We start from the raw sequence: 16,180 nt of genomic DNA on the forward strand, positions 1-16,180 counted from the left end.
TAGGACTTAATGTGAAGATTTGGACAGTAGCAAATCAAAAGGGCGGTGTAGGTAAAACCACAACGGCTGTCAGTCTTGCTGGTATTTTGGCCTTGCAAGGTAAACGCGTATTACTCATTGATACCGACCCTCACGCCTCACTAACGTACTATTTTGGTATTGATTCTGAAGATTTAGAAGTCAGTGTGTACGATATTTTTGCTCGCGGCACCTCAATGCAAAGTGAAGAAATACTTCAAGCATTGTGCCCCTCTACCATGGAAAACCTGGATATATTGCCCGCGACGATGGCTATAGCAACCCTCGATAGAAGCATGGGCAATAAAACGGGAATGGGCTTAATTTTAAAAAAAACACTTGCAAAAATTAGTGAACATTACGATTATGCGCTGCTTGATTGCCCGCCCGTTTTAGGTGTTTTAATGGTGAACGCATTAGCCGCCAGCGAACGTATTTTAGTGCCTGTGCAAACTGAGTTTTTGGCGCTCAAAGGGCTTGATAGAATGATGCGCACTATGGAATTAATGCAAAGCTCTCAAGCGAAACAGTACCAATATACTATAATCCCTACTATGTATGATAAGCGCACTAAAGCGTCGCTTGAAGCCTACAAAACGTTGCAAAATACATATAAAGATAAAGTATGGCCAGGGGTGATCCCCGTTGATACAAAGTTTAGAGATGCAAGCCTTGCACAAAAGGTGCCCATAGAGTTTTGCCCACGTTCACGTGGGGTTTACGCTTATAAAGCGTTATTAGATTATTTAATTGGACAAGGTTAATGAATGAGTAAGCAATTATTTGCTAATGAAAAAGTAATGACTCAATACTTAGGGGCGCTATTATGCGAAGACGAACCTGAGGAAAACCTTGAGCCTGTAGCAAAGCTACTTGAGCAAGTACCTAGTGCCTTACAAAACGACGAAGTACTTTTAAAGCCCAAAGCGCAATTAAAAGTAACCGAGCAGCTTTATTCTGAGCAAGTAAAAGAGAGTAATAGCGAGGCTGACGCCACTATTTCGCCACCTGCACCTATTGAGCCTGAGCCATTAGAGACACCTGAGGTGCAAACCCAGTTAAGTACAGAACCTGCTCCTTTATTACATAGCCAAGAAGATTACTTTGAAGGTGAATTTCAGGCTCTGTTTTTTGAAGTGGCTGGTTTAACATTGGCTGTTCCTTTGAAAGCGCTTGGAGGAATTCATCAATTAGGTGAAGTAAATCATTTATTTGGTAAGCCAAAGTGGTTTAAAGGCGTTATGCTTAATAGAGATGAAAAGCTAAACGTAGTTGATACTGCACGTTGGGTAATGCCTGAAAAGTACGATGAAAAGTTAGAGGCCTCTCTTAATTATCAGTATTTAATAACCCTAGGCGATAGCAACTGGGGTTTATTGGCTGAAAAGTTAATAAATAACATTACATTGAGTAAAGAAGATGTAAAATGGCGAAAAAACAGTGGCAAACGCCCTTGGCTTGCCGGTGTTATTAAAGAAAAAATGTGTGCTTTAATAGATGTAGATAATTTAAATGCACTATTAGAAAAAGGCTTAGATAGCCGTCAGTAGTAACGACCATTACGGGGTAACAGCATGAGCGAAGATAGACTATTATCAGCGAATAAAAACGCAGATAACAACGATGAAATTTTACAGTGGGTAACGTTTAAGCTTGAAGAAGAAACGTATGGCGTCAACGTAATGCAGGTGCAAGAAATTTTACGTTATACCGAAATTGCCCCAGTACCTGGAGCACCTTCATACGTTATTGGCATTATAAATTTACGTGGTAACGTAGTCACTGTTATTGATACTCGTGCACGCTTTGGTTTGCCTGCTGCAGATGCAACTGATAACTCTCGCATTTTAATTATTGAAGCAGAAGAGCAAGTAATTGGTATTTTAGCTGATAGTGTTTCTGAAGTTGTGTATTTACGCAGCTCTGAAATAGACAGCGCCCCAAATGTTGGTACCGAAGAAAGCGCTAAGTTTATCCAAGGTGTATGTAACCGCGATAACGAATTACTTATTTTAGTCGATTTAAATAAATTACTTAGCGATGACGAATGGGATGAGTTAAGCGATATTTAAGCTTTACCACTAAAATTATGTTGTTACTCAGTATCGCAATAGCAGCGCTAGGGATAGGTTTAATATCCCTGTCGCTAATTGTTGCATTAAAAAATAAACAGTCGGCGGAGCTTAATGCGGTATCACAGCAATTAAAAGATACCTCAGAGCAAACACATATATTACGCAGTGAAGTGTCTGAGCTCAGAACAGGGCTTTTAAGTATTGGTAAGCGCGTACTTGAAGTTGAGCAACAAAATCAAGAGTTGATGCAACAACAAGCTGCCCAAAAATATGATGACCCAGACGCAAAAATATATTCTCGTGCTGTTAAAATGGTTGAGCTTGGCGCAGATTTAGATGAGGTGATACGCGAGTGCGAGCTTCCTAGGGCTGAGGCTGAACTATTATTTTCGTTACATAAACAAAAAGACGCCTAGCGTCTTTTTTGCTTTTAACTACACAATACCAATGCGCAGTAATACTTAATAAATGGGGAGATATAATTTATCCACCTAGTTATGCCTTTACATTTAGCTTACCTTGAAAGTCTTGCCAGCCAGGTGGGAACTGCCCACGAAGCACGTACGAAAAAGCAATCAATTCAGCAATAACATAATAAAGCTCTTTAGGTATTTCCTCTCCCAATTCTAAGTGTGAGAGTGTTTTAGCAAGTGCTTCATCTTGGTGGATCATAATGCCTTTTTGTTTCGCTGCTGCGATTATTTCATCGGCCAACTCGCCAAACCCTTTTACACTTACCGCGGGGGTGCTTCCTGCTTCATACAACAGGCCAATCGCGGATTTATTATTTGCTGCTAAATTAGAGGTGTCAGTCATGTTAAACCTTAATATTTATAATGGCATGCGATTGATAAAACGCTTGATGACTAGCATCTCCGCGTTTTAAGTTTAGCTCGCCTACTTGCAAGCCATGCTGAGCTAATTTAGCCCTGAGGCTATCTAAGTGAGGGTGTGCAATTGCACTTACTTCTTGGCTAGAGGCAAGCAGCTGGCAATCGAGCGCTTTGTCCATAAGCTCAGCCACTATTTGTAATTGCCCTTGCTGTGCATAATCAAAATTTAATCTAACAAACCACACGTTTTTTTCGGTTTTATCTACACTGGCTTTTTTATATTGCCCTAAGGTTATCTCTGTTTGTCCCGCTTCAGGCGGAAGTTTCATCGGAAATAAAAACTGTGCTAGCGGGTTTGTGTCGCTTTGTTGGTTTGGCGTAGTTACTTGTACTTGGCTAAGGGTATTTTTAACTTGTAGCAGCTCTGGGGCAAGCTCTTGTATTTGTGTTTGTTGAAGTTGCTCTAATAGTTTATCCGCGCCATTACCTACTTTAAAAGTAGGTAAAAGCACATTAAGTAGGGCATCCACGCCTGTGTGGTTATTAAACGTTAGCGAAGTACTTGATTGGCTTATTATTGGCGCCGCTAAAATAGTAACCGCAAGTTGCTCAAGCCCTTTTGTAAAGCTACTTTGTAGTGTGTCGTTTGGCGTAGTAAGCGGTTGTAAGGTACTTAAAAGCTCTCGTTGTATGGTGGCTGGGTGCACATTAGTACTGGAGACCATTCTATTAAAAGCTTGATTCACTAAACGCGTAAGATCAGGTGTATTTTGTGTAGCTTTACTTGCTATGTCAGTAATTTGGCTACTCAACAATGTTTTAGGGTTGGAAGCACTATTTGGGCGCTCACTCTCTGTTGGCAAATTTAAAAGCGAGGTTAAAAGTTTAGCTTCTGTTGGTTGTAACTGCTGACTTACAGCTGTGTTAAAAAGTGAGTGAGACAAACTGGGTTGATTGGGAGTATTTACCTGTGAAGTTGTGGCATGTAGTGTTTTTAAACTCAGCGGCGCAGAAGAGTTGCCTTGCGTACGTACATTTGTTGGTTGGGCGCTCACTGCTTGAGGCTGAGCTTTATTGTTTGCTGATTGCCATAACGTCACACTCGCCTTTAATTGCTGGGTTATTTGCACTAAAGGAGGAAGCTGCGCAAAGTGTTTAGCTAAAGGGCTGTTAGGGGTAAAAGAATGATTAGCAACTTCTGCGGTTATATTTAGCTTGCTTAAAGTAGGGTTTGTTAGCGTGTTTATTGGTGTCGGCGTTTTATTTACATCAAGCTTAGCTTGTTGAGCCTGCAAAGGTGACGTTTTACTCGCAAAGGGTTTGTTTTCAAAGTATTTAACGGCATCGTTAATTCGCGTTTTTAAATCGCTAAAGCTACTTTGTAGCCATGACTTTATAGGGCTTTGTGCACTTAACTGCGGGCTTGTTTTATCAGCGGGGGTACTGGCTGCATTTTGCTGCTGTGATAAAACCAAGTCGGTAAAGGGTTTACTAAATGAGTTATTAAGTGCGACCTGCATTTTAGGTAAGTTAGTTTTAATGAGCAGCTTATCTGCTTGATTGGTAATATTTACTGCCACGGGCTTGCTAGGCAATTCACTAAGCTGTTTCTTGGTTATCGGGGTTGTGAACGAGCCGCTATGCTGAGGGTGCGAAATAATAGCTAATTTAGGCGTTGCTTGTAGTTGCGCGCTGGGCAGTAAGTTAGTTAATAGCTGCGAAATTTTATGTTGGCTGAGAGTTTGAGTATGAACGGTGTCAGCAAAGCGGTTAATAACATTTATTTGTGCGCCTTTATTGGTTGTATTAATAAGTACCTGTAATGGCTGCTCGGTATTTAACAGCTGTGCGGTTTCTTTGTTAATTGCGATACTGGCATTAAGGCTAGGTATCATAAGCTGCGGTGACGGCGAAAGCTGTACATTGACTGGCAAGGGTTTACTTTGTATTTCACTACCGGTACTAACATAATTTAAAAAACGCTGCAGTTGTGATGCGTTGTTAAGTGTAATATTGGTATTGTTAGGAGTAATATTTAGCTGCTTTCCATCAGCGCTGAGCTGTATGTTAGCACTTGCTATTTTGTCTGTATTTTGAGGGGCATGCGTTATGCCTAAGCGTAGTGTTTGCCAGTGTTTATCAATTAAAACATCGAGTGTAATTGAGCCTTTTGAAAACTGAATATTTTTAGCCGCAAGTACCTGCTCGGGTAATTGTACTAATTCGTGCGAAGTGCTCGGGGCGCTTTGGTTATTAACCAATGAATTAGATAATGTGATTTGCGTTGGATTATTCATTATTTTAAATCAAGTTTTCGCTAATTTTCGTGAATCGATTTTAAAGCAATATTCGTATTACCCTATCATTATGGTAGACTAACGCCTAATTTTTGGCATAGAGAAACGTCATCTTGTTACACATTAAGTCCGTCACCTGCATCAAGCAAGAACGTTGTTTGTTTGCGGATCTTAATTTTAGCCTAAATAGCGGTCAAATCATGCAATTAGCGGGTCCTAACGGGGCTGGCAAAACATCATTATTGCGTATTGTCGCAGGCTTTAGTGTGCCTGATGAAGGCGCTATTTTTTATAACCAGCAAGCTATTACCAAGCATTATGAAGAGTACGCCACAGACCTGCTATTTATAGGCCATAAAACCGGTGTCAATGTGCAGCTCAGCGCACTGGAAAACGTACGCCATTGGTTACACATTAACGGCTATACAAATGAGCCCGACTTATATCCAATTTTAGCTAAGCTTGGCTTAGTGGGCCTTGAAGATGTGCCGGTAAGAATGCTCTCTGCAGGGCAGCAGCGTCGTGTCGCTTTAGTGCGATTATGGTTAAGCGATGCAAAACTATGGGTGCTTGATGAACCCTTTACTGCACTTGATAAAAATGGCGTTGCATTTTTACAACAACGTTTTTCTGAGCATTTAAAAAGTGGTGGCGCTATTTTACTAACAACCCATCAAGATTTAACAACACAGTTTGAAAATCTACAAACGGTGACCTTGGAGTATCGTTACTGATGACTCGTCAACATTCATATTGGCTGCTGTTTAGTGCGGTATTTAGTAAAGATGTAAAGCTTGCGTTTCGCCAGCGCGCTGAAATTATTAATCCTATCTTGTTTTTTCTCATTGTTATTTCTTTATTTCCGTTAGCAATTGGCCCAGAGCCCGGTCTATTAAACAGAATGGCGCCAGGTATTATTTGGGTAGCAGCTTTGCTCTCTACCATGCTTGGACTCGATAAATTATTCAGAGACGACTATAACGATGGCTCGTTAGAGCAGTTAATTGCTTCATCGTACCCGCTATCACTCACCGTGTTGGCTAAAGTCGCGGCGCATTGGGTTGTTACCGGTTTACCATTAGTATTAATGACACCGTTATTTGCTTTATTGCTTAATTTAGAGAGCTCTGCGCTGTTAGCGACCGTATTAACATTATTATTAGGCACGCCATTATTAAGCTTTATTGGTGCAATTGGGGCTGGCCTTACAGTGGGATTACAAAAAGGCGGCATTTTAATGAGCCTATTAGTGTTGCCTTTGTATATTCCTGTTTTAATTTTTGCAACGTCAGCCATTGATACCAGTACTATGTCGCTGGATTATAGCGGGCAGCTTGCCATTCTTGGGGCCATGTTAGTAGTTGCTATTATGTGCGCACCCATCGCCATATCGTCAGCATTAAAAGTGAGTGTAAGTTAATATGTGGAAGTGGTTACATCCCTACGCAAAAGCAGAGCGCGCATATCAATTATGTAATACGTTACTGCCTTATTTTGCCGTTGTTACGGTTATAAGTATGCTTGTTGGTTGGATTTGGGGCTTAGGTTTTGCACCGGCTGATTATCAACAAAAAGACAGCTACCGTATTATTTTCATTCATGTTCCATCGGCTATTTTGTCTATGGGCGCATACTCTTCTATGGCTATAGCAGCTATTGTCGCTTTAGTGTGGCAATTACGTAACGCTGAGCTTGCTGTAATTGCTATTGCCCCGGTGGGAGCATGTGTTACAGCTATTGCCTTAATTACCGGCGCTGCATGGGGTAAACCTATGTGGGGTGCTTGGTGGGTATGGGATGCACGTTTAACCTCTGAACTTATTTTATTGTTTTTATACTTAGGCGTGCTGTCGCTTTATCATGCCTTTGAAGATAAAAAATCAGCAGGGCGCGCAGCGTCTATTTTAGCCATTGTAGGGGTAATTAATTTACCTGTTATTCACTACTCCGTAGAGTGGTGGAACACCCTGCACCAAGGCGCAACAATCACAAAGCTTGATACAAAAGCCATTGACCCAAGTATGTTTTGGCCGCTTATGGTAAATATTTTAGCGTTTGCAGCGTTTGTGGGCACTGTAACGTTAATTCGCCTTAAAAATGAAATATTACAACGTGAAAAGCATCGACCTTGGGTTCGAGCCTTGTTAAGTAAGGGGTAAATTATGCAGTTTGACTCTTTTTCTGATTTTATTGCAATGGGAGGCTACGGGTTTTACGTGTGGCTTTCATTTGGTACATGCGCCTTAATTTTGTTGGGCATTTTATTTAGCTCTTTACGTGATACAAAACGTATTATGGCCTCAGTAGAGCAGCAAGTTGCGCGTGAAGCGCGAATTAAAAAAGCGAAGCAGGAACAAATCTCATGAACCCAAGACGTAAAAAACGCCTATTGGTAATTATTGCAGTACTGTTTGGTATTGGTGCCTCTGTAGGCCTAGTGCTTTATGCACTACAAGAAAACATAAACTTATTTTATACACCAAGCGAGCTAATAGACGGCAAAGGCCCAGATAAAGAAAAACCGCAAATAGGGCAAAAGTTGCGTATTGGCGGTATGGTTGTGCCGGGTTCTGTCGTTCGAAATGAACAAAGTTTAGAAGTCAGCTTTAAACTGATTGATACTGGGCCATTGGTAACAATTAAATACCAAGGCATTTTGCCTGACTTATTTCGCGAAGGCCAAGGTATTGTAGCGCAAGGTGTGCTTGTAGAACCAAACGTGATTGAAGCTTTTGAAGTACTGGCTAAGCATGATGAAGAATACATGCCAGCAGAAGTAGCAGAAGCCGTAAAAGGAATTAAACACGAAAAACCAAAATACAACCTAGATAGCGGTAGCTAATATGATCCCAGAACTTGGTTATTTTTCTTTAACGCTTGCCATGGTGCTAAGCGTTTTACTGTGTATTTTTCCGCTGTGGGGCGCGCATACCGGTAATCTTCGTTTAATGCGTGCGGCCCCGTCTTTAGCCGTTGGGCAATTTGCTTTTGTACTTCTCTCGTTTGCTGCGCTTATCTATGCCAGCTTAACAGATGACTTTACGGTATCTTATGTGGCGTACCATTCAAGTAGTACGTTGCCTTGGTATTATAAAATTACCTCTACGTGGGGTGGGCACGAAGGCGCTATTTTACTGTGGCTTGTAATGCAAGCTGGGTGGACCGCCGTAGTTGCTATGCGTTCTAAATCGCTACCTTGGGTGTTGCGTGCACGTGTTTTAGGTGTGCTTGGCTTTTTAGGTGTCGGTTTTATGATGTACACACTACTGCTTTCAAGCCCATTTGAACGCTTACTGCCGTATTTCCCTGTTGAAGGGCGTGATTTAAATCCGCTACTACAAGACCCAGGTATGATCATTCATCCGCCATTACTGTATATGGGATATGTGGGTTTATCGGTTGCGTTTTCATTTGCTATTGCAGCACTTTTAACAGGTAAACTTGATAACACCTGGGCTAAATGGTCTCGCCCATGGACGATGACTGCTTGGGGCTTTTTAAGTTTAGGAATAACCATAGGCAGCTGGTGGGCTTACTCTGAGCTTGGCTGGGGTGGCTGGTGGTTTTGGGATCCGGTAGAAAACGCATCGCTTATGCCCTGGCTAGTTGCTACGGCTTTATTGCACTCTTTGAGCGTGACAGAAAAGCGCGGTGTATTTAAATCGTGGACTGTGCTGCTTGCCATCGCTGCATTTTCCCTAAGCTTATTAGGCACCTTTATTGTTCGCTCAGGCATTATTGTATCGGTGCATGCATTTGCCACTGACCCCGATAGAGGTTTATTTATTCTAGCATTTTTAGGCATTGTTGTTGGCGGCGGTTTATCGCTGTATGCGCTGCGCGTATCACAAGTTAAAAGCGAAGGCCGTTACAAGTTTGTATCACGCGAAGTGGCCTTATGGCTTAACAACATCTTTTTAGTGGTAGCCACATTAATTGTTCTTTTAGGTACTTTGTTACCTATGGTGCATAAAGAAATGGGCCTAGGCAGTATTTCTATTGGCGAACCGTTCTTTAATAAAATGTTTGCCATTTTATTAGTACCATTTGCCATATTAATGGGAATAGGGCCTTTTCTTCGTTGGAAACAAAACAAGTGGGCTGTACTACAAAATAAAGTATTAATAGGTGTGTTAATAAGTGTTGTTATTACCTGTGCGTGGTTGTTCTCAAGCTACGATGTCGTAAAACCACTTACATTATTAGCAACCACATTAGGTGTATGGGTTGCAGTCTCAACTGCTATAGATTTATACGCCAAGGCGTCGGTTCACGGAACGCTAAAAGAAGGCATTAAACGTTTAGGCATTAGCTACTGGGCAATGGTGCTAGGTCACGTTGGTTTAGCATTTGTTATTGCTGGCGTAACACTTACTTCGGCGTACTCGGTGGAGCGTGATGTTTCTATGAAGCAAGGCGATATTGTCACGCTTAACCAATACGAATACCGATTTGATGGCGTTAAATCAATACGCGGCCCTAACTACAGTGGGCATGCTGGTGTAGTGTCGGTATTCAATAACGATAAGCTAGTGACTGAGTTACATGCAGAAAAACGCAAATACGATATTGGTATGCAATTTATGACCGAAGCGGCAATTGATGCCGGCTTTACTCGCGACCTATATTTAGCGCTCGGTGAGCAATTAAGTAAAGGGGCATGGTCACTGCGTATTTATCACAAACCGTTCGTGCGTTGGATGTGGATAGGCGGTGTACTTATATCGCTTGCAGGGTTTATGATTTTATTCGATAAACGCTACCGTACATCAGCAAGTACACGCAAAAAAGCGTTGGAGAATGCGTAATGAACCGTAAAATTTTAGCTTTAGCACCGTTATTAATATTCATATTTTTATGTGTATTTTTGTATCAAGGTTTGTTTGCCAACCCGCGTGAAATTCAAACCGGACGACTAGGCCAAACGATGCCTGCGTTTAACCTGCCTGATTTAATGCAAGATGATAAGCGCTGGACAGATGAAAGCCTAAAAGGCGAAGTTTATTTACTTAATGTATGGGGGACTTGGTGCCCTACATGTTTAGTTGAACTAGGGTATTTAACTAAGCTACGCGAGCAAGGCGTAAAAATTATTGGTTTGTACTATGTACAAGGGTACGATGCCGATTTTGATGGCCCATTTGATATGCAGGCTTTGCGCACCGATGTGAGCGATATGCTCAGCCGTGCTGGCGACCCATACCAATTTAATATTTTAGACTTGCACCGTACCTTGTCACTTGATTTAGGTGTATCAGGTGCCCCTGAAACATTTTTAGTGGATAAAACGGGTAAAATTTTATTACACCATACAGGGGATCTAAACCCGCGCGTATGGCGTGCTAAATTTGCCCCTGTTATGCAGGAGCTAAATTAATGCGAGTGTTTTTATTAACCCTGAGCTTTTTTATAAGTATGGCAGTGTATGCCGAGCAAGATCGCTACCAGTTTGACAATAACCAACAAGCTGTGCGCTTTGAAGAGTTAACCAAAGAGCTCAGGTGCCCTAAATGTCAAAACCAAAATATTGCAGACTCTGATGCCATTGTTGCAAAAGATTTACGCGACAAGGTACTCGCGCTGGTAAAAGAAGGTAAAACAAAAGACGAAGTAATCGATTACATGATAGACAGATACGGTTATTTTGTTCATTACGATCCGCCTGTAACACCGGCCACATTAGTACTTTGGGTTTTACCTGTGCTTATTGTTATTTTGGGTTTTGGTTTTATTGTAATTCGCCAGCGTAAGGCGTCAGTTAAGCAAACCTGGAACAGCGATGATGAAGCAAAACTTGCTAAGTTAATTGCAGAAAATAAACGTCAGGAGCAAAATTAATGATTCTAATGTGGGCGTGTTTTACTTTACTCACACTAATTGCACTAGCTTTTATTATGTTGCCTTTTTTAAAAAAAGAGCGCGTGCAAACCATTACTCACAATGCTAATGCAGAATTGATCAGCATTTACGAGCAGCGTTTACTTGAGCTGCAAAACGACTTAGACAATCAACGTATTGATGCGCAAAGCCACAGTGAATCGGTTATTGAGCTAAAACGTCGTTTATTGAACGAGCTTTCACCAGAAAAATCGCTTAATAGCAAAGGTAATAACCGTATTTTTGCTTTAACAGGCGCAGCATTTTTATTAGCCCTCACCGGTGTTTTTTACACCTTTACAGGGAGCCAGCAGCAAATAGCAGCGTGGTATGATGCAATGGATAACCTTGCAGATTATGGCGAGCGTGCGGTAATGCAAAAAGGTGAGCCTCTAACTAAAAACGAGTTGCAAGCGTTTGCTCTAGCGCTGCGCACTAAGCTTAGTGAGTCAGGCGATGACGAAGTTGCGTGGATGCTGCTTGGACGTGTGGCTATGTCGTTAAACGAATTTGATATGGCGCAGCAATCGTTTGATAAAGCCCTTCGAATGAACCCAGACAACATGCAAGTACTCATTAGCTACAGCCAAGTTTTACTGCTTGAAGGCAGTGAAGAGAACATGACGCGTGCAGCGGGTATGCTATCTAAAGTGCTAAAGGTTGAACCAACAAACCTTGATGCTATTTCTTTATTAGCGCTTATTGCCTATGAGCGCAAGGACTGGCCGCAAGCCAAAGCGGCGTTTGAAGTATTACTGGCAAGCATGGATAAAAGCGATACGCGTTATTCAATGATAGCGCAGCGTATTTCCGATATAGAGCAACAAATGCAAAATGAGGGCTCTGTAATGCCGGTCTCTGCTAATAGTGCTATTAGTGTTACTGTGAGCTTAGCGGATGAGCTTTTCGATAAGCAGCCTCAGCAGGGGACTTTATTTATTTTTGCCAAGGCTGCTCAAGGCTCTCCTATGCCATTAGCGGTTGTTAAACTAAATGAATACAGCTTTCCGCTAACAGTGCAACTCACTGATGCTAATGCAATGGTTGATGGGTTAAACTTATCAAGTGCTAAAGATATTGTGATCACAGCGCGGATCTCAATCGATGAGTCAGTTATGCCAAGTAGTGGTGAGTTAGAGGGTCACTCTGAGACACTACAACGTGAAAACGTAAGTGACTACCAACTTCAAATTGATACATTAATACCTTAAGGACATTAGATGTTAAAGCATAGTTTTACTTTTTTATGTTTATTGGTGCTAGCCGGATGTGCACAAGTACCAGAAAACAAAATTGATGAGCGCGATCCGCTACAAAGCATTAACCGTCCATTGTACGACTTTAATATGGATATTCTTGATGCTTATATTTTACGCCCTGTGGCTGTAGGGTATGTAGAAGTGACCCCTGTGCCTGTACGCAATGGGATTGTTAACTTTACCGATAATATTAGTGCGCCCGTTGATATGATAAACGCAGGGCTACAAGGTAAAGCAGGCAACGCAGGCGTGAGTTTAGCGCGTTTTTTAGTTAACTCTACGGTAGGTGTATTTGGTATTTTTGATGTTGCAAGTTCACTTGGACTTGAGCTGGTAGATGAAGACTTTGGCCAAACATTGGGCGTGTGGGGCGTTGGCGATGGCGCATATATTATGCTGCCAGCAATGGGGCCGACTACAGCACGTAACTTAACAGGCGATGTAGTTGATAACTTTGTGTTACCAGAAATCGCTCTGACTACGCCTCAAACTATTTTAGTTTTTGCGCTTAAAGCGGTCGAAGCTCGTGCTTCACTTATCCCGCAAGAAGGCTTACTTAATGATTCACTCGACCCGTATTTATTTGTTAAAGACATATACTTTCAGCGTCAGCTTTATGAGCTATACGACGGCAATCCACCAATCAAAGAAGAGCCTGAAGACTTTGATGAAGACTTCTTAGAAAGCCTATAAATAACAGCTATAAAAAATGCCAGCAATTGCTGGCATTTTTTTATGTGTATTTTGAGCTTAAATAAGCTCTAATGTTTATTATTCTTTAACCATCAGCTGCATTTGCTCATTAACCCAGGTTAAGGCGTCATGGTATGCGTTGGCAACTTCTTCGCCTAAATTTAATTGTTTAGCAATTTCGTTGGCGGCTTCCCAATCTGCGTGCTCATAAAACTTAACCAAGTTTAGATACTGAGCAAGCAGGCCTTCGTCATTCAATAGCGCAGCTTTTATCTCTGCAGACAGCGGGAGCTTTTGCATAACGCTTTCCATGGTTTCATCTAAAATGGCGTCCATAAGCGACATCATGCCAGTTAAAAAGGCCATACCGGTATCTTTAAACTGCCCGTGTGAAATAGCAAGTAGTTCGCCAAATCGTGCACGTGTTAGCGAAAGCCTAATTAGCTCAACAGGTTTATCGGCAGAAACTTGCGCTGCAAATAACAAAGATAACAGCTTTTTAATTTCGTTAGCGCCAAGGACGATGAGTGCTTGTTTGATTGTGTTTATTTCGGCTCTGCGCGCAAACGCAGCTGAGTTTGAATAACGCAATAACTTGTATGATAGATTTACGTCACGTTCAAACACATCGGTTATCTTTTTAAGATCCATTTCAACAGATGAGGTTTCGTAAAGCAGCTCTGCTAATGCCATTTCTGATGGCGGTAGTGCTTTACTTTGTACCATTTCAGGCTTTGAAAAAAAGAACCCCTGAAAATATTCAAACCCAAGCTCTAGAGCTAAATTATAAGCTTCATAGGTTTCTACTTTTTCAGCTAAAAGCTTGATGTGTGGATAGGCTTTAATATCGTTAATTATGGTTTTTATTGCACTTTCATCAGTGGTTAAAAAGTCTATTTTTAAAATATCGATAAATGGGTAAAAATGGCGCCATACTGGTTGGTGAATGTAATCATCAAGCGCTAGGGTGTAGCCTTTTTCTTTTAAATCTTTAACAATAGCCAGTAAGCGCTTACCTGGTTGCACTGTTTCAAGGATTTCTACAACGACCGTCTCTTTCCCTAACATAGTAGGGTAACCTTTAAGTAAGGTTTCTAGGGTAAAGTTAATATAGGCGGGTTTGTTGCCAGTTAAATCTTCTAAGCCAAAATTAAACTGACTCCCTTCGATTAGCTTCGTTGTTGCTTCGTCACCGTCTATGTCTGGAAATACATTATCAACGCCATCACGAAATAATAACTCGTATCCAACAAGCTCCTTTTCGCGGTCTAAAATAGGTTGGCGTGCAGCATAAAAATACATAAATAGTTCCGTACAAAATAATAATTATTAGTAATGGTTATAATATATGGCAAAACGTTCGAAATAGCATTAGGTAATTATTATTGATTTAATGAATTGTTATTAAATATTAGCTATATATGTAAATAAATTTACCGTATATCGGGTGTTTGAGGGTTAAATAGTCAATCCGGCTGTTTTTTGTTCACTTCAGTGTAACAAGTTGGAGTTATCACCTTTAAGCATGGTATAGTCAAGACGGATGGTTTTTACCCCAATAGTGTCTTTATTATAATATTTTAAGAGTCATTATTAGGATTAAAAGCCTGTTTTATACAACTTTGTGGAGGCGAATTTGGAAACAGGAATGATTATTTCACTGGCATTGTATTTTATAGTCATGCTTGGCATTGGACTTTATGCATACAAACAGTCTACAAGTGATGTTTCGGGTTATATGCTAGGTGGACGTAGCTTATCTCCAAGTGTTGCAGCATTATCTGCTGGCGCATCGGATATGAGTGGTTGGATTTTAATGGGCTTACCTGGCGCTATGTTCGTTACTGGCTTTAGTAGCACATGGATAGCAATAGGCTTGGTTATTGGTGCGTGGTTAAACTACTTTTTAGTTGCGCCTCGTTTGCGTGTTTACACTGAAAAAGCAAACGACTCAATCACAATCCCAGACTACTTCTCTAATCGTTTTAATGATAAATCAAACCTTTTACGTGTAGTTTCTGCGGTAGTAATTATTGTGTTCTTTACGCTTTATACATCATCAGGTGTTGTAGCAGGCGGTAAATTGTTTGAAAGCTCGTTTGGCTTAAGTTACGAAATGGGTTTATACATCACCACTGGTGTTGTTGTTTTATATACCTTATTTGGTGGCTTCTTAGCAGTTAGCTTAACTGACTTTGTGCAAGGCTGTATTATGTTTATTGCCTTGATACTGGTACCGACCGTTGCTTACTCTTTATTAGATCAACCGCTAGAGTCAACACTTCATAGCGTTAACCCCGATATGCTTAATTGGATAGGTGCAGGCTCTGCATTAGGGATTATTTCGGCAATGGCATGGGGCTTAGGCTACTTTGGTCAACCTCATATTATTGTACGTTTTATGTCGGTGCGTAGCGTAAAAGATATGCCAACGGCTCGCCGTATTGGTATGACATGGATGATAGTTGCAGCCATTGGTGCTGTGGGTACTGGTTTATTTGGTGCCGCGTACACTTACGAAAACAACATTGTTGTTGAAGACCCAGAAACCATTTTCTTAATTCTTTCTGAGTTATTATTCCACCCATTAATTGCAGGTTTCTTATTGGCGGCTATTTTAGCTGCAATCATGAGTACAATTTCTTCGCAGTTACTTGTTAGCTCAAGTTCGTTAACTGAAGATTTTTACAAAACGTTTTTACGCAAAGAAGCAAGCGACACAGAGCTTGTTACTGTAGGACGTATTAGTGTAGCAGCAGTCGCTTTGTGTGCTATTTACTTAGCGTACGATAGAGACAGCTCAATATTAAGCTTAGTAAGTAATGCATGGGCAGGTTTTGGTGCGGCATTTGGCCCACTGGTTTTATTTAGCCTGTACTGGAAACGCATGAACTTTGAAGGCGCACTAGCAGGTATGGTTGTAGGTGCTGGTACGGTTCTGTTTTGGATTTACTCACCATTTATGATTGATGGGCAAAGCTTAAGCAGTTACATGTACGAAATTGTACCAGGCTTTATTTTAGCAAGTATTGCAATTGTCGTTGTAAGCTTAGCGACGAAAGAGCCAGCGCAAAATATTACTGCGCTATTTGATGAGGTTGAAAAAGACCTTTAATAAACCCGTACTT

General features: G+C 41.1%; 18 protein-coding genes. 15 read left to right on the forward strand and 3 right to left on the reverse strand.

Annotated features, from left to right (window positions below; translation table 11 throughout):
• Positions 1–11: 11 nt before the first annotated feature.
• Genes SJY38_RS03265 through SJY38_RS03280 form a run of 4 tightly spaced genes read left to right on the forward strand, consistent with a single transcriptional unit; the run spans position 12 to position 2,509 of the window.
• Positions 12–782, forward strand: coding sequence for a ParA family protein (locus tag SJY38_RS03265; protein ID WP_004588314.1), 771 nt, complete (start codon positions 12–14; stop codon positions 780–782).
• A gap of 3 nt (positions 783–785) precedes the next feature.
• Positions 786–1,568, forward strand: a complete 783-nt coding sequence (locus SJY38_RS03270; RefSeq protein WP_055015939.1) for a chemotaxis protein CheW — start codon at positions 786–788, stop codon at positions 1,566–1,568.
• Positions 1,569–1,592: 24 nt separating this feature from the next.
• Entirely contained in the window at positions 1,593–2,090 is a 498-nt protein-coding gene (locus SJY38_RS03275) for a chemotaxis protein CheW (protein WP_004588316.1), read from the forward strand.
• Between the two features lie 17 nt (positions 2,091–2,107).
• A complete protein-coding gene (locus tag SJY38_RS03280) occupies positions 2,108–2,509 on the forward strand; it encodes a DUF2802 domain-containing protein (RefSeq protein WP_055015940.1) in 402 nt (133 codons plus the stop codon).
• A 79-nt stretch (positions 2,510–2,588) separates the two neighbouring features.
• Here SJY38_RS03280 and SJY38_RS03285 read toward each other — a convergent pair whose 3' ends face one another.
• Together SJY38_RS03285 and SJY38_RS03290 are read right to left on the reverse strand one after the other, a co-directional pair.
• Positions 2,589–2,909: an EscU/YscU/HrcU family type III secretion system export apparatus switch protein gene (locus tag SJY38_RS03285; RefSeq protein ID WP_004588318.1), complete on the reverse strand. Its 321-nt coding sequence runs from the start codon at positions 2,907–2,909 to the stop codon at positions 2,589–2,591.
• A gap of 1 nt (position 2,910) precedes the next feature.
• A complete protein-coding gene (locus SJY38_RS03290; protein WP_286744092.1) occupies positions 2,911–5,223 on the reverse strand; it encodes a flagellar hook-length control protein FliK in 2,313 nt (770 codons plus the stop codon).
• Between the two features lie 113 nt (positions 5,224–5,336).
• On the opposite strand from SJY38_RS03290, the gene ccmA reads away from it, so the two are divergent.
• The 10 genes from ccmA to SJY38_RS03340 are packed head-to-tail and all read left to right on the forward strand — an operon-like array spanning position 5,337 to position 13,052.
• Complete coding sequence (gene ccmA, locus SJY38_RS03295; RefSeq protein WP_086004334.1) at positions 5,337–5,957, forward strand: cytochrome c biogenesis heme-transporting ATPase CcmA; 621 nt, start codon at positions 5,337–5,339, stop codon at positions 5,955–5,957.
• Positions 5,957–6,643: a heme exporter protein CcmB gene (gene ccmB / locus SJY38_RS03300; RefSeq protein WP_004588321.1), complete on the forward strand. Its 687-nt coding sequence runs from the start codon at positions 5,957–5,959 to the stop codon at positions 6,641–6,643. The genes ccmA and ccmB overlap by 1 nt, the downstream gene beginning before the upstream one ends.
• Position 6,644: 1 nt before the next feature.
• Entirely contained in the window at positions 6,645–7,382 is a 738-nt protein-coding gene (locus tag SJY38_RS03305; protein WP_004588322.1) for a heme ABC transporter permease, read from the forward strand.
• Between the two features lie 3 nt (positions 7,383–7,385).
• Positions 7,386–7,589: a heme exporter protein CcmD gene (ccmD, locus tag SJY38_RS03310; RefSeq protein ID WP_004588323.1), complete on the forward strand. Its 204-nt coding sequence runs from the start codon at positions 7,386–7,388 to the stop codon at positions 7,587–7,589.
• Positions 7,586–8,065 (forward strand): cytochrome c maturation protein CcmE, encoded by a 480-nt coding sequence (ccmE, locus tag SJY38_RS03315; protein WP_286744100.1) that lies wholly within the window; start codon positions 7,586–7,588, stop codon positions 8,063–8,065. Before ccmD ends, ccmE begins: the two co-directional genes overlap by 4 nt.
• 1 nt (position 8,066) lies before the next feature.
• Entirely contained in the window at positions 8,067–10,031 is a 1,965-nt protein-coding gene (locus SJY38_RS03320) for a heme lyase CcmF/NrfE family subunit (protein ID WP_029773819.1), read from the forward strand.
• Entirely contained in the window at positions 10,031–10,600 is a 570-nt protein-coding gene (locus SJY38_RS03325) for a redoxin family protein (RefSeq protein WP_029773820.1), read from the forward strand. Before SJY38_RS03320 ends, SJY38_RS03325 begins: the two co-directional genes overlap by 1 nt.
• Complete coding sequence (locus SJY38_RS03330) at positions 10,600–11,061, forward strand: cytochrome c-type biogenesis protein (RefSeq protein ID WP_004588327.1); 462 nt, start codon at positions 10,600–10,602, stop codon at positions 11,059–11,061. Before SJY38_RS03325 ends, SJY38_RS03330 begins: the two co-directional genes overlap by 1 nt.
• On the forward strand, positions 11,061–12,311 hold the full coding sequence (gene ccmI / locus SJY38_RS03335) for a c-type cytochrome biogenesis protein CcmI (RefSeq protein WP_286744106.1): 1,251 nt from the start codon (positions 11,061–11,063) through the stop codon (positions 12,309–12,311). The genes SJY38_RS03330 and ccmI overlap by 1 nt, the downstream gene beginning before the upstream one ends.
• A 9-nt stretch (positions 12,312–12,320) precedes the next feature.
• Entirely contained in the window at positions 12,321–13,052 is a 732-nt protein-coding gene (locus SJY38_RS03340; RefSeq protein WP_286744108.1) for a VacJ family lipoprotein, read from the forward strand.
• Between the two features lie 78 nt (positions 13,053–13,130).
• Here SJY38_RS03340 and SJY38_RS03345 read toward each other — a convergent pair whose 3' ends face one another.
• Positions 13,131–14,354, reverse strand: coding sequence for an EAL and HDOD domain-containing protein (locus SJY38_RS03345; protein WP_054983013.1), 1,224 nt, complete (start codon positions 14,352–14,354; stop codon positions 13,131–13,133).
• A 334-nt stretch (positions 14,355–14,688) separates the two neighbouring features.
• On the opposite strand from SJY38_RS03345, the gene putP reads away from it, so the two are divergent.
• Positions 14,689–16,167 (forward strand): sodium/proline symporter PutP, encoded by a 1,479-nt coding sequence (gene putP, locus SJY38_RS03350; protein ID WP_004588331.1) that lies wholly within the window; start codon positions 14,689–14,691, stop codon positions 16,165–16,167.
• Positions 16,168–16,180: the final 13 nt, after the last annotated feature.

Source organism: Pseudoalteromonas sp. R86517, assembly GCF_042466295.1.
Classification (GTDB): domain Bacteria; phylum Pseudomonadota; class Gammaproteobacteria; order Enterobacterales; family Alteromonadaceae; genus Pseudoalteromonas; species Pseudoalteromonas atlantica.

Coding starts and splice junctions, on each gene's coding strand:
- SJY38_RS03285 (WP_004588318.1), bottom strand. CDS start 2,909: ATGACTGACACCTCTAATTTAGCAGCAAATAATAAATCCGCGATTGGC.
- SJY38_RS03325 (WP_029773820.1), top strand. CDS start 10,031: ATGAACCGTAAAATTTTAGCTTTAGCACCGTTATTAATATTCATATTT.
- ccmB (WP_004588321.1), top strand. CDS start 5,957: ATGACTCGTCAACATTCATATTGGCTGCTGTTTAGTGCGGTATTTAGT.
- SJY38_RS03280 (WP_055015940.1), top strand. CDS start 2,108: ATGTTGTTACTCAGTATCGCAATAGCAGCGCTAGGGATAGGTTTAATA.
- SJY38_RS03290 (WP_286744092.1), bottom strand. CDS start 5,223: ATGAATAATCCAACGCAAATCACATTATCTAATTCATTGGTTAATAAC.
- SJY38_RS03270 (WP_055015939.1), top strand. CDS start 786: ATGAGTAAGCAATTATTTGCTAATGAAAAAGTAATGACTCAATACTTA.
- ccmD (WP_004588323.1), top strand. CDS start 7,386: ATGCAGTTTGACTCTTTTTCTGATTTTATTGCAATGGGAGGCTACGGG.
- SJY38_RS03345 (WP_054983013.1), bottom strand. CDS start 14,354: ATGTATTTTTATGCTGCACGCCAACCTATTTTAGACCGCGAAAAGGAG.
- ccmE (WP_286744100.1), top strand. CDS start 7,586: ATGAACCCAAGACGTAAAAAACGCCTATTGGTAATTATTGCAGTACTG.
- SJY38_RS03320 (WP_029773819.1), top strand. CDS start 8,067: ATGATCCCAGAACTTGGTTATTTTTCTTTAACGCTTGCCATGGTGCTA.
- SJY38_RS03275 (WP_004588316.1), top strand. CDS start 1,593: ATGAGCGAAGATAGACTATTATCAGCGAATAAAAACGCAGATAACAAC.
- SJY38_RS03305 (WP_004588322.1), top strand. CDS start 6,645: ATGTGGAAGTGGTTACATCCCTACGCAAAAGCAGAGCGCGCATATCAA.
- ccmI (WP_286744106.1), top strand. CDS start 11,061: ATGATTCTAATGTGGGCGTGTTTTACTTTACTCACACTAATTGCACTA.
- SJY38_RS03340 (WP_286744108.1), top strand. CDS start 12,321: ATGTTAAAGCATAGTTTTACTTTTTTATGTTTATTGGTGCTAGCCGGA.
- SJY38_RS03330 (WP_004588327.1), top strand. CDS start 10,600: ATGCGAGTGTTTTTATTAACCCTGAGCTTTTTTATAAGTATGGCAGTG.